The organism is Neobacillus rhizophilus, from assembly GCF_018343535.1.
Classification (GTDB): domain Bacteria; phylum Bacillota; class Bacilli; order Bacillales; family Cytobacillaceae; genus Neobacillus; species Neobacillus rhizophilus.
Map to the genome: position 1 here is coordinate 510808 of NZ_JAGYPF010000001.1, position 12861 is coordinate 523668.

Here is a 12861-nt window from a genome sequence, read left to right on the forward strand (position 1 = left end):
AACTCCTTTAAAAAGGAGTTTTTTGTAATCTTCAGATTTATCCCTCAACATTAATGATAACCTCTTTGCCCCTTCGCTTCATCAGGAATGGCACAACGAGCCATAATAGGGTGATTATTAGAAAAATTAATGATATTGGGCGGGAAAGAAATACCGTGTAATCACCGTTAGAAATGGTCAATGCTCTTCTCAGGTTATTCTCAATCATCGGGCCTAAAACAAGTCCAAGAACAAGTGGAGCAATCGGATAATCATTTTTACTTAAAAAGTAACCAAGAACACCGCAGGCTAATAATAAAAGTAAATCGTAAGTCGATACTTGGACTGCATAAACACCGAAAATCGAGATGGCGATAATCATAGGAATCAAGTATTTCTTAGGGGTCTCAATAATTTTTGCAAACACTTTTACAAGCGGCAGATTTAGGATTAATAGCATTAAATTGCCGATGAACATACTGGCAATCAAGCCCCAAGCCACTTGAGGATGGTCCTCAAACAATAACGGACCCGGCTGCACATTGTACATCATCAGCGCTCCCATTAAGATAGCGGTAGTCCCTGACCCAGGAATACCAAGTGTTAACAATGGAATCATCGCACCGCCGGATGCTGCGTTATTGGCCGATTCCGGTCCTGCTACCCCAGCAATCGCACCAGTACCAAATTTCGATGGATTTTTTGAGACCTTCTTTTCTAGCAAATAGGAAAAGAAAGATGCCAACGTCGCACCTGCACCAGGCAAAATACCGACGAAGAAGCCTAGGATGGAACCGCGTGCAATTGGGGCTGCTGATTCCTTGAATTCTTCCTTAGAAGGCAGCATATTGTTGATTCTAGCAATTTCACCATCTTCCTCTTCTTTTTCAAGGATCGTCTTGAACACCTCTCCGACTGCAAATAATCCAACCGCAATCGTTAAGAATTCTATCCCCTGATACAACCATGGGACATCGAAGGTAAATCGGGCAATCCCCGAGACGTTGTCAATACCAATCGTTCCCAGCAATAATCCGCTAACCGTCATAATCAATGCTTTAGTAACCGATTTTCCCGCTAAACCGCTGACAGCACCAAGTCCTAAAAGCATTAGTGAAAAATACTCCGCCGGTCCAAATTTAAGTGCCACGTTAGAAAGCGGCTTTGCCATAACGATAAGGGCGATAAGTGTAAAAATTCCTGCCACAAACGAGCCGATTGCGGCAATGGACAGGGCGCTCCCCGCTCTCCCTTTTTTAGCCATTTGATAACCGTCCAATGTAGTTACAACTGAGGACGATTCTCCTGGCGTATTTAATAGAATCGATGTTGTCGAACCGCCATACATCGCCCCGTAGTAAACACCAGCAAGAAGAATGATAGCGCTGGTCGCTGCCTGCTCCGGCGGAAGTCCGCCGGTTATCGATGCTGTTACCGGAATCAAGAGCGCGACACCGCTCATAGGTCCAATTCCCGGAAGCACCCCTACCGCGGTACCAATTAAAACCCCGACAAATGCAAATAGAATATTATACCAGACAAGTGCGGTTCCAAAACCTTGTAATAAATAATCTAGTGTACCCATATCTGTACTCCTTTCTAAAAAGCTGATATTTCCTTTAAAAGCGGAAGTTTTTTTGCGACAAACCTACGAGAACCAAACTGGCCAGCCTGGCAATGTCCCTTTTAAAACCTCCACGAATAAAAAATAAACAAGTCCTGAAAATAAAGCTGAAATGATGAGCGAATTGACCCATTTTGATCGTTCCATCGTTTGGAAGCAGACAAATAAGAATAAGAAAGTAGTAATTACATAACCAATAGATTCCAACGTTAAAATATAAAGCAAAGTTGCAATAAAAATAATGATGAATGGCTTATATTCTAATTTTTCTTTCTTTTCCTGATTGCTTTTATTTTGGAATGTCTCAAAAAACAAGCGAATACTTAACAAAACCAAAGCGATGCCAAGGACGAGCGGGAAAATATCCGGCCCGACCACGCTTCCGTAAGACGAGCTGGTAAGTTGCCGGCTGCCGATGATAAACAGTACGCCTACTGCTAGAAACAGAACCGAGGCAATACGGTCAAATTTTAAATCCATTCGAAGTCCTCCTTTTTTGAAAAAATAAGGGAAGGAGAAAAGTTACTCCTTCCCGCCTTTATTACTTCTGCATGCCTAATGCTGTTAATAATTCTTTGACTTGCTTATCCTGCTCCCCTAAGAATTTTTGGAAGTCAGCACTGTTTTTGTATTCCAGTTCCCAGCCTTGTGTTTCTACTTCCTTTTTCCACTCTGGAGTTTGAACAAGCTTGTCGATTGTTTTTTCCCAATATGTTTTTGCTTCTTTAGACATTTTTTCAGGCCCAAACACACCGCGCCAAATCGTGAACTCTGCATCTACACTTTGTTCTTTAGCGGTTGGAACGTCTTTGAAATCGCCGCCTAAACGTTTTGCTGAAGTAATCGCCAATACGCGAATCTTGCCTGCTTTTAAGAATTCTTTCACGCTGGAAGCATCTGTGCCGATCACGTCTGCGTTGCCGCCAAGTAATGCGGTAATCGCTTCGCCGCCGCCATCGTAGGAAACATACTTAATTTTAGTTGGATCCACTCCGTATTTAAATGCCGGAAGAATGGAGATTAAGTGGTCCATTGAGCCAGGTGCGGAACCGCCGGCAAATGTTAGTTTAGTAGGATCTTTCTTCACTTCATCTAATACAGATTTTAAATCTTTAAATTTTGAATCCGCTTTTACAACGATTGCTCCATAGTCTTTTGTCAGCTGTGCCAATGGTGTTGTGTTTTTATAACCATATGGGCTGTTACCTTCTTTTTTCAAGTTGTTAATAATGATTGGCGGTGAGTTAACGAATAGCATATCATTGTTTGCCGCTTGCTGTGTGGCGTATTCCGCCATAAACACAGCACCGCCCCCGCCCGGCTTGTTTTCAACTGTTAAAGGCTGTTCCACCAATTTGGTTTCGCTTAAGATTTTTGTGAAGGAACGTGCTGTTAAATCCCAGCCGCCGCCTGCCCCAGATGGTGCCACAACGGAAATGGCTTTGGTAGGATAGCCTGTCCCTTCTTCTTTTTTGGCTGCTGGACTGGAAGTTTCTTTGCTGGCACCGCTGCTACATGCAGCTAGGCTTAATGCCAACGCTCCTGCAGTCACCACTGTAGAAAATTTTTTGAAACTAATCATCTCTTTAATTCCCCCTTGTAAACGTTTACTTAATTCTATAAAAAAATTAGAATATTGAAAGTTTATACACTTAAACAGCATTAAAACCTTATTAATCATTTTGTTCATTTTGTTCACACAATCGTCAAAAATGAGTCGTGGGGACGGTTCTCGTGCCTCAAAAATTTCGTTAGGCGGACATCTTGGACCATTCATCCGGTCCAGCCAAACAAAAAAAGCTAGGGCCTCCGCCCTAACCTCTATGATTATTTTAAATGCCTCATCGAAATACGTTGATTTTTATTCTCATCATGTAGTTTCTCTATATAATCATCCTGTATTGCCTCTTTTAAACTTTTTGTTCGTTTTGTGATGGTGATGGTTAAAAACAAAATATTTAGAGTCATAATTTGACCACCTTTCTTTCACTTTTTAAAATGACCAGTCGGTTTATTTAGTCTCTAAAAAAAGATACCCTTCAAAATAGACTGCTAAGTCTATTTTGATTTTATTATATATTTATGCAGAATTCAATGATTTTGCGCTGAACTTTTTGAAAAAAACGCATATGGAAAAGTTTGTTCCACATGCGGTTCTCGTCAGGCTAAGCCTTAATTTTTCTTAAAAACATTTCCTTCATCTCGTTAATCACATCATTACTTGGAAAGTCGGGATAGATAGTTTGAATCATTACCCCATCAATCATCGACCAAAATACATTGGCATAAATTTCTGGCTTCAGGTCCTTTTTTATCTCTCCTGAATGCTGACCCTCTTTAATGATTTGTGAAAAAAGCTGGATAAAATACTCTTGTCTTCGCTGGTTTAATTTTTCCAACAATTCTGGGTGACGAGAGGCATGAAGTTTAAATTCATCGTGTACAACAATATTGCCGATATCTTCTCGATCCTTTGGTGATAAATACATATCAAATAGATGTATTATTTTATCTATGGAATTGGTGCATTTCTCCAATTCGCCAGTTAGTTTTTCATACGTAGCCTCAGTACTCGCCTTCATCAATTCCAGAAAAATTTCATCTTTGCTTTTGAAATAATTATAGATGGCCCCTTTGCTAATTCCGGAATGCTGCACAATGTCGTCAACGGTAGCAACCAGGAATCCTTTCTGAGCAAAGCAGACAAGAGCACTATCCAATATCTCTTTACGCTTTTTTTCTTTATAGGAATCGGATACAATTGGCGGCATAGCTGTTCCCCCTTTTGCTGAACGAAAAATATTATGACCAGTCGGTTTATTTTAATTATAGTTTTAATTACCATAAATTATCAATGAATTCATCAATTTTCTACATATTAATTTATTCTGGCAATTCTTTATACGCCAGTTTCAAAATGATTTTTCTATGCTGAGGATATTTTTGCAATAGCTCGTCTTGTGTAAACAATTCAAAATCCTGAAAATCAAAGCCAGGTGAAACCATACAGCCTACTAGCGAGCATGTATCTTTCTCCCTTACTGATGAACCGAAAATAGCGTTTTTCGGGACAAGCGCTTGCGGAACTTCGCCATTGTTCAAATTCAATCCAAGCATAATTTCCTCATATTCTCCATTTTCATGAATGATATGAATGGTCAAGGAGCTTCCACCATGAAAATACCATAATTCGTCTGACTTCAACCGATGAAAATGGGAAACGTCATCAGAAGTCAATGCAAAATAAATACTTGTATACAGCTTTCGTTTTCCATTATAATTCACAGCTAACTCTTGGTCAGATATCTGCTCGGAAGATTCAAAAGTTCGTTTAAAATATCCGCCTTCGGGATGAGGCTCCAGCTCCAAATTTTTCACCAAAGAATTCAGCATTTGAATATCCATATATTTACTCTCCTCTTCATAGAGTACTATTTAAAAATAATTTTTAATTTTTGTTTGGGGCCACAATTATCTGAATATTACGTGCAAATAAAATAGTAAGATAAATTTTCCTCCGAAAGTATTTTTTTAAATGTTAATTTGTCTATTAAGAAAAGTCAAATCTATGATTGAGCTTCTAGGAGAATATGAAAAATTTGTATAAATTTGATACAAAATAACGATGGACTATTTTTAAAAGCCTGCTATAATGCAATATATAAATATATTACACACGTAAAGGTGGGCATTATGGGGAACACTTGTAGATATGTTGTCAATGCTCTTGGTAAGGGTGGGGAAACATATTATACACAATGCAGGGATAAGCAAGAATTGAAAAAGTGGATAACTGATAATCAAGAAAAATTAGTTATGAATGAACTGCAAATCACAGATAAAAACCAAAATCCATTACTAAAATTATTTGGTATAAAAAAGTTTTTTTAACAAGATGACGCCATTCTATTAGAATGGCGTCTTTTCATTTTTCTTAACAGAATTTCAGAATCATTGATTTAGTGGAATAGTGATTCAGGCAACTTTACCCCACTTCCAACATTTCAACGTTATTAAATTTGTGTTTTTGGATGTAGATGAGACGGATGGACAGTGCGATTCCTGCGGCGAGGAGTCCGATGGTGAGGCCGATCCAGTAGCCTCTTGCCCCTAATCCGGTATAGTGTGCCAATAGGTATCCGGCGGGCAAACAGATGAGCCAGTAGGCAACTAACGTCATGATGAAGGCCAGATTCACATCTTTATATCCTCTTAACGCAGCCTGGGCTGTTGCCTGGATGGCATCGGAAATCTGAAAAAACAAGGCAAAAATTAAGAAGTTTGCCGTCAGACTAATAACGGCCACCTCGTTCGAGTAAAACCCTGCGACCTCGTAGCGAAAAGCCACCACAAATAATCCTGTGACAAGCGCAGTCACCACCGCCAAGACAATTCCTAGCCAGCTATAGACCTTGGCATCCTTATAGCGACGGGCACCCACTTCATATCCGACCAGGACCGTCTGCGCCATTGAAATGCTGATAGGTATCATGTAAAGGAACGACACGATGTTCAAAGCCGATTGATAGGCAGCTACCGTTGTTACATTAAACTTACTAATTAAAATAGTAACGACTGCAAACATGCTTGTTTCAAAAAACGTGGACAACCCCATCGGCACACCAATTTGTAAAATCTCCCTGCACTTCGACCACGAAAATTGCTTCATATTGCTAAACACTTGGTACGCAGCGAACGGTTCTTGTTTTAACACAATCAAAACCGTAAAAGCTAAAATTACCCAATAGGTAATCGATGTAGCATAACCGGCACCAGCACCACCTACCTCAGGAAAGCCCCATTTTCCAAAAATAAACACATAGTTTAACAGAAAATTTACCGGCAGGGATGAAATCATGATCACCATAACAACACGAGTTTTTCCTAATGCATAAATAAACGAGCGTAATACATTAAAAATGAAAAGCGGCAAAATCCCATAACTAAGCCCGACAAGATAGTTAAAAGCTGTATCCTGCACGCCACTTGGAAGATTCATTGTTACTAAAAGCGGTGCCAATAAAAAGAAACCAAAAACAATGATAACCAATGTTAATATGATGGAAAGATACACACCATGCTTAACCACAGCTGCAACTTCATGGCTCTTTTTTTCGCCAAAATATTGTGCAGCAATCGGCGATACTGCTAGGAGAATGCCGCTCAATCCAGTAAAAATTGGATTCCAAATCGAAGAACCAATCGCGACACCGGCCAGGTCGGTTGAATGATATTTTCCCGACATGATCGTATTGAAAAACACCATGGAAAACATCCCGAGCTGGGTGATTAAAATTGGAATTAACAGAACGAAGATTTGTTTTATTTTATCCTTCAAGGTGATAGTCTGATTCATGGGTAGTAAACTCCTTAAAAATACATTCAAAAAATAATTATACTAAATATTTGTTCCATTTTCCTCTATTATTTTCGTTTCTGTGGTTCAAAATATCCGCTGTGAAATTAATAAGCCCGCAAAATCGAGTAGAGGGAAAATAAAGCAGTTTATTTTCGCCCCTCTCACAACACCGTACGAACGGATCGCGTATACGGCGTTTCAATTTATATTACAGTGTGTACTTTTAAGTAACGTTCAAGAGCAGAGGGTATCCCCCTCTGCTTTAGTCTTTTGTTTGAGATTGCTCTTTGAACAACTTTCGATAACCCGATATACCGGTAACCTTTCCGGCAGAACGTTAATCCTTTTGCTTCTTCTTCGGGTATACCTAGTTGGATTAGCGACTTGATTTGTTTTCTAGGAACTTTCCATTGTTTCCAAATGATTACTCTTATTCTTGAGCGTAATTTCATATCTATTTGGGTCATTGCTTTTCTCATGTTTGCAATTCTAAAGTAGTTCACCCATCCAAAAATGACTTGTTTAAGCTTAAGAATTCTGAAATCTAGAGAGACGCTCCCGTTTCGTTTTGTAAGTTGTCGTAGCTTTCTTTGAAATTTCTGTAATGACTTTGGGTGAGGTTTCACTTGGTATCTCTCAGTTTTGAAGTCATAGTAGTATCCAAATCCTAAGAATTTTAACTCTTTAGGGCGAGAGATTTTACTCTTTTCTGCATTAACTATCAACCCTAATTTTCCTTCTATAAATCTCACGATTGATTTCATCACTCTGTTTGCTGCTTGCTCGCTCTTCACAAAGATTAGGGAGTCATCCGCATATCTAACGAAACGCAATCCTCTACTTTCTAGTTCCTTATCTAGTTCGTTTAACATAATATTACTCAATAATGGACTGAGGTTTCCTCCTTGCGGAGTCCCGACGGGAGTCTCTTTATATTTCCCATTTACCATAACTCCACTTACTAAGTATTTTCTGATTAACGAGATGACATCACCATCATCGATTGTGTTTGCGATAATTCGCATGAGTTTATCATGATGAACTGTATCGAAGAATCTTTCAAGGTCAATGTCTACTACCCAATCGTGTCCATCATTCAGAATTTCCAAACTTTTTATAATAGCCATCTCACAGCTTCTTTTTGGTCTAAAGCCGTAACTGAATTCGCTGAATTGCTTTTCGAATATCGGACTGAGAACTTGATGAATTGCTTGTTGAACTACTCTATCCACTACTGTTGGTATTCCCAACATGCGCATCTTGCCATTTTCTTTTGGGATTTCCACTCTTAAGGCAGCTTGTGGTTGGTATTTTCTTGTTCTGATGCGCTGACGTAGCTCATCTTTGTTCTCTTTCAGATATCGCTTCAGTTCATCGACTGTTATTCCATCAATCCCACTAGCACCTTTGTTTTTATAGACACGTAAGTAGGCTTCATTCATATTTTGATTGCTTAGAATCTGTTCTAAAAGTTCCACACTCGTTTCTCCTTTCCTCTCACGTAATAAGTGATAGCTCCATTTTGGTTATCCTTTGAGATACGCTCATACTTTCCCCATTAACACATTCGGAGTACGTCACTTATGCATTCGTGGCGTTGAAACACTATAAATTGTTCAGCCCTTCATGAACTAATTTCACTACTATGGCTTCTGCTGACTTCTTGCGGCTAACCTTTTTCGACTGTACTAGTTGTACACCCGCAAGACCTCCCAGGGTAAGACAACAATCTTTCCTCTTTTACTCGCCTGATTTACTCTACAAAGTTACGCACATCTTTTGGACTTTGACTTGAATTGGAGCCTCATCCCTTTGTAAAGCCTTAGTATCAGATTTCTGTTCGTCGAGCCAAGATTTTATTCCACGCTTCCTCCAGCCCTTACCTCACGATAAGTACCTTGCGCTTCCTTAGTGGTTGGTTGATGTGTACCCCCACAGTGGACTTTCACCACCTAGATAGTTGCCATGCCTGGCACACAATTAAAAGCAGGAGCCATAGCCCCTGCTTAATTTTTCATGAACAACCTGTTCTGTTAATTAACCTTTTCAACCTTGGCCTGGCTGGTAGGTACCGTGGCCGTGATGAGATCCATGTCCTGGATAATAACCGCCGTGGCCGTGGTGATACCCGTGTCCCGGATAATAACCGCCGTGGCCGTGGTGATACCCGTGTCCCGGATAATACCCGCCGTGGCCGTGGTGATACCCATGTCCCGGATAATAACCACCATGGCCGTGATGGTAGCCCATTCCCGGATAACCAGGATAACCCATGCCTAGTTGCACGCCTGGATACCCCATGCCCGGATGCCCAGGTGGTGCATAACCTCCGCCCGGTAAACCAATTGTTACTTGTCTATCCATTCTTTATCTCCTCCTCAAAATGGTTACAAATTAGTATATGTGTCCAAATTGAATGAGGGATAGGCTTATCGCCCAATTACTCATGCTTATACAATTGCTTCTTCACTTGGTCTGTTCACTTCGCGCCGATTTTCCTTGATCATCATCCCGCCGAGTAAGCCGATCAGCGCAAATACGGCTGGAATAATAAAGCCATAGTGGTACCCCACACTTGCACCGAATGAATGAAAGTGGTCTAATACCTTACCAAAAATGCTAGGCAAAAGTACTGCGCTGATAAAGCCGCCTGTGTTTGCGAATCCTGTGACTACGCCAACCTCCTTAATGGGGAAAGACTGTCGAACGACCGCAAAGGTTAGAGTACTGCCGCCATTTCCATATCCTATTAAAAAGAAAAGAATATAAAGAAGGAACACAGGCGGATTTCCACCGAAAAGCCAAATGACAGTCCAGCTTAAAAAAATAACAACATGAACCAGGACATATGGCCTTTTGAGTGAATCAATCCGTGCTGAAAACCAGCTTGTTACAGGCGCGCCGATGATGGCGCCAATCAAGCCAATCATAACAAGCTGGCTGGCAGCGGATCTTGTCATGTCATATACGTGCATTCCGTATGGCACTGCCCATGAACCAATAAATCCAACATACGTCCCAACTGCTCCAAAATGGCAGAAAAAAGCAGCCCATGCCTGACGATTTGAAAAAATCCGTCGCAGCATTACCAATGTTTTTTCCTGCCGCGGCTGTTTTTTAAGGTAAGACTGTTGCGGCTTGGTTTTGTTCAAGCCTATTTGATTTGGCTTTATAACCAAAACACAATATAAAAGAATTGCTATAAGGCAGAGAATAATACCCGTTGTCAAAAAAGGCGGTCTCCACCCAAATGAAGCAATAAAGGCAGAGAAGGGAACTGTCGCCAATAAAAATCCAAGGCTTCCGGCCATTCCCGCTAAGCCAAGTAATTTTACAAATTCATTGGCTCTAAACCACCCGCTTAAAATCAACACCAAATTGACCCAAATGGCGGCATCCCCTATTCCCACCAGCAATCTTGCCGCAAAAAGAATGGCTTCATTCGCTGCAGTACTATAAATAATTGTCCCAAGCCCTGTCAGGAGGGTGCCGCCAATAAGAAAATAATTTGGACCCAAACGGTCAGATAAAATCCCAATCGGAATTTGCAGTCCGGCATACGCCAAAAACTGTATACTTGCCAACAAACCAATCGTGGCCGCTGGTAAATGGAAATCCTTCATTAATTGATCCGAAATTAATCCAGGTGCTGTTCTTTGACTTACAATAATAAAATACGTAAACAACACTGCCGTAAAAACTATCCATCTATAATTGCTATTTTGTTTTTCCAATGTTCCATACCCCTGTTGTATTGATTATTTCCTTATTATACTCCATATTTCCCTAGATGAATTCCCTAATTTCCGATGGAGGCGGTTACATATAAAAAATTTTGGTTCTCGAAATAATTGTCATATGTGATTCCCGTCACCCCGTTCCTGCATCCATATTTACTAAAATAAATCTACAGGGGAAGGTGATAAAATTGGAAAAAAGAATATCTAATTTTTCTATTTTTGAGAATTACCACGATAGGCAGGTCGTTTTAAACTACTATGAGGACGAAGATTTTTTATGGAAAAGAGATGGATTTCATTTTGATAAAATACAATTTTTAAATGGAGTGCTTTTATTTTCAAAAAAAGATGGAAAAACCTTTTCCATTTCCATTAAGGATTATGACAGTGTATCAGTAAATACTGATTTTCAAAACTACTTCATGTTACGCAAAGGCTGTAACAGTATGGAAATGTATTTTCCAAATTGAACCGTCGAGAAAGGGTATTTTTTCAGCAATTTTTAATTTTGTAAAAACCTAAATGACCAACCTTTAGTTGTTTATCCCTGCTAACTGGCCTGTTGATTTCCGCTCCGGGCACTCGCTTTCCGCGGGGAGCTCCTGGAGCCTCCTCGGCGCTTTGGCGCCTGCGGGGTCTCCAGTGACCTCTATATCCCGCAGGAGTCGAGAGCCCTCCGCTCCAATCAACAGGGAGGCAAATCAACCTAAGTTTTGCAACACACATTTTCCATCTTTGCTAAGTGTGTTGCAATCTTTTTCATATCTTGACAGACTGCAATAAGGTGAGTCTGTTCTCTTACATTATTCAATGCCCGTAACTAGGAAGAAAAGAGAAACCAATATAAATCAAGCGAAAAAGGTTGTCGTCTGGACTAATCCATCGATAGAAACAAATTCATATTCACTATAGCAATACTCTATTGGATTGACCATTGAATTCACCACTTATTTTATTGGAGTTGTAGAACTTTATTGAATACACCGTTGATTGGCGCGGAAGGCACGAAGACTCCTGCGGGAGTACGGGGCAGGGGAGACCCCGCAGGAGCGAAGCGATGAGGAGGCTCCCCGGCACGCCCGCGGAAAGCGAAGTGCCTGGAGCGCCAATCAACAGACTTGTTGAAAAGACTTATATTTATAATATAATAACAATTTAACGCGGTTAATCATTAAAGAATATGAGTAAAATATAAGGCTGTTGATAGCTTCTCGACAGCCTGGGGGACCAATAAAGGTCCCTGTTTTTATTGTTTCGTTATTTTTGAAGGATTATTAATTTTATATAACACTGGCACTTCGACAGTGAACTCCTCCGCCGCGTCCTTCCCTTTTGCAAGTTTTTTTGCGGCAACCTTCCCATCGAACTCGAGAATATCCCCAGGGGCAAGCTCAAATTTTTTCAGTGTTTTGCTGTGGCTGCACCAGGCTAGTCCAAAGGCGAGAGGATTTTCCTGGACGATTTGGACATTTTCAAGGACAACGACTTCATCATTTTCTTCGTTAAACGCGTTGTAGGTCAGGGCGAATTGCTTCACAGTGGCTGTAAAATGCACTTTATCTGCAGGCAGCTCTATTTTAGGCGCCTTTTCCTTTTTAGGTTTAGCCTCTTTTACTTTTGCCGGTTTGGCCGGCCCGGCTTGGGAGTTGATTTCCTTTGTTTCTGCTTTACTCTCCAGATCAATTTTTGCAGATTCCTCCTGACTAACTGCGGTATCTGCTTCCTCTACCTTCACATCCCGATCCTCAAGCGTAAGCATGCTTTCCTTCCCGAAACTTGCCTGCTGCATTTCCTTTAAATAAGCCGGGTGAATACAGCTAAGGTTTCCATCTGAAAATTCTATTACAAGGGTGTAGTTTTGATTTCCGTACATTTCATAGCCTTTTATGCTTACCAAGCATTGAAATCCTCTGTCCTTATACCAAAATTCTTTTTTGGCTGCTGACAACCCCCATTCCTTCAGCTTCCCTTTAAAATCCTCTTCGCTTTGAAAGCTCTCATATTCTCCCATTGGCGGTATGTATTGGGTTGGCTTCTTTTTCGTCAATTGAGACTGCTGTGCTGCCAAATATTGCACGTCCTTCCATTCTGATTTGTATTTTTATTATAGCATGTTCTTCTTGACTGGCCTAAAAACGGCGAAAGTGATGATGGGTTTA

13 protein-coding genes are annotated in these 12861 nt (G+C 40.5%); 2 read left to right on the forward strand and 11 right to left on the reverse strand.

The features are described 5' to 3' along the window. Positions 1-37 precede the first annotated feature (37 nt). The 6 genes from KHA99_RS02445 to KHA99_RS02470 form a co-directional block, all read right to left on the reverse strand. Entirely contained in the window at positions 38-1564 is a 1527-nt protein-coding gene (locus KHA99_RS02445) for a tripartite tricarboxylate transporter permease (protein WP_213115837.1), read from the reverse strand. A 63-nt stretch (positions 1565-1627) separates the two neighbouring features. Further along, the gene (locus tag KHA99_RS02450) at positions 1628-2083 is read right to left on the reverse strand and encodes a tripartite tricarboxylate transporter TctB family protein (RefSeq protein ID WP_213115838.1); all 456 of its coding nucleotides are present in this window, start codon (positions 2081-2083) and stop codon (positions 1628-1630) included. A gap of 61 nt (positions 2084-2144) precedes the next feature. Continuing rightward, complete coding sequence (locus KHA99_RS02455; protein WP_213115839.1) at positions 2145-3185, reverse strand: tripartite tricarboxylate transporter substrate binding protein; 1041 nt, start codon at positions 3183-3185, stop codon at positions 2145-2147. A 245-nt stretch (positions 3186-3430) separates the two neighbouring features. Then, a complete protein-coding gene (locus KHA99_RS02460) occupies positions 3431-3571 on the reverse strand; it encodes a YrzI family small protein (RefSeq protein WP_213115840.1) in 141 nt (46 codons plus the stop codon). Positions 3572-3768: 197 nt separating this feature from the next. Continuing rightward, positions 3769-4374, reverse strand: coding sequence for a TetR/AcrR family transcriptional regulator (locus KHA99_RS02465; protein WP_213115841.1), 606 nt, complete (start codon positions 4372-4374; stop codon positions 3769-3771). A 112-nt stretch (positions 4375-4486) separates the two neighbouring features. Next, positions 4487-5008: a cupin domain-containing protein gene (locus KHA99_RS02470; protein ID WP_213115842.1), complete on the reverse strand. Its 522-nt coding sequence runs from the start codon at positions 5006-5008 to the stop codon at positions 4487-4489. Between the two features lie 288 nt (positions 5009-5296). Between KHA99_RS02470 and KHA99_RS02475 the strand changes: the two genes are divergently transcribed. After that, complete coding sequence (locus KHA99_RS02475; protein ID WP_213115843.1) at positions 5297-5494, forward strand: hypothetical protein; 198 nt, start codon at positions 5297-5299, stop codon at positions 5492-5494. A gap of 94 nt (positions 5495-5588) precedes the next feature. On the opposite strand, the gene KHA99_RS02480 is transcribed toward KHA99_RS02475, so the two are convergent. From KHA99_RS02480 to KHA99_RS02495, 4 genes are all read right to left on the reverse strand, one after another. Then, on the reverse strand, positions 5589-6959 hold the full coding sequence (locus tag KHA99_RS02480; RefSeq protein ID WP_213115844.1) for an MATE family efflux transporter: 1371 nt from the start codon (positions 6957-6959) through the stop codon (positions 5589-5591). A 206-nt stretch (positions 6960-7165) separates the two neighbouring features. Then, positions 7166-8440: a group II intron reverse transcriptase/maturase gene (ltrA, locus tag KHA99_RS02485; RefSeq protein ID WP_213115845.1), complete on the reverse strand. Its 1275-nt coding sequence runs from the start codon at positions 8438-8440 to the stop codon at positions 7166-7168. Positions 8441-9008: 568 nt separating this feature from the next. Continuing rightward, positions 9009-9326, reverse strand: coding sequence for a hypothetical protein (locus KHA99_RS02490; RefSeq protein ID WP_213115846.1), 318 nt, complete (start codon positions 9324-9326; stop codon positions 9009-9011). An 86-nt stretch (positions 9327-9412) separates the two neighbouring features. Beyond that, on the reverse strand, positions 9413-10696 hold the full coding sequence (locus tag KHA99_RS02495; protein ID WP_213115847.1) for an MFS transporter: 1284 nt from the start codon (positions 10694-10696) through the stop codon (positions 9413-9415). 194 nt (positions 10697-10890) lie between these two features. Between KHA99_RS02495 and KHA99_RS02500 the strand changes: the two genes are divergently transcribed. Continuing rightward, the gene (locus tag KHA99_RS02500) at positions 10891-11172 is read left to right on the forward strand and encodes a hypothetical protein (protein WP_213115848.1); all 282 of its coding nucleotides are present in this window, start codon (positions 10891-10893) and stop codon (positions 11170-11172) included. Positions 11173-11948: 776 nt separating this feature from the next. Here the strand turns inward: KHA99_RS02500 and KHA99_RS02505 are convergent. Next, positions 11949-12770: a hypothetical protein gene (locus KHA99_RS02505; RefSeq protein WP_249366399.1), complete on the reverse strand. Its 822-nt coding sequence runs from the start codon at positions 12768-12770 to the stop codon at positions 11949-11951. Positions 12771-12861 lie beyond the last annotated feature (91 nt).

What these genes read in the sequence shown, in the direction of transcription:
- KHA99_RS02445 (WP_213115837.1), bottom strand. Translation starts at nt 1,564, where the DNA reads ATGGGTACACTAGATTATTTATTACAAGGTTTTGGAACCGCACTTGTC.
- KHA99_RS02450 (WP_213115838.1), bottom strand. Translation starts at nt 2,083, where the DNA reads ATGGATTTAAAATTTGACCGTATTGCCTCGGTTCTGTTTCTAGCAGTA.
- KHA99_RS02455 (WP_213115839.1), bottom strand. Translation starts at nt 3,185, where the DNA reads ATGATTAGTTTCAAAAAATTTTCTACAGTGGTGACTGCAGGAGCGTTG.
- KHA99_RS02460 (WP_213115840.1), bottom strand. Translation starts at nt 3,571, where the DNA reads ATGACTCTAAATATTTTGTTTTTAACCATCACCATCACAAAACGAACA.
- KHA99_RS02465 (WP_213115841.1), bottom strand. Translation starts at nt 4,374, where the DNA reads ATGCCGCCAATTGTATCCGATTCCTATAAAGAAAAAAAGCGTAAAGAG.
- KHA99_RS02470 (WP_213115842.1), bottom strand. Translation starts at nt 5,008, where the DNA reads ATGGATATTCAAATGCTGAATTCTTTGGTGAAAAATTTGGAGCTGGAG.
- KHA99_RS02475 (WP_213115843.1), top strand. Translation starts at nt 5,297, where the DNA reads ATGGGGAACACTTGTAGATATGTTGTCAATGCTCTTGGTAAGGGTGGG.
- KHA99_RS02480 (WP_213115844.1), bottom strand. Translation starts at nt 6,959, where the DNA reads ATGAATCAGACTATCACCTTGAAGGATAAAATAAAACAAATCTTCGTT.
- KHA99_RS02490 (WP_213115846.1), bottom strand. Translation starts at nt 9,326, where the DNA reads ATGGATAGACAAGTAACAATTGGTTTACCGGGCGGAGGTTATGCACCA.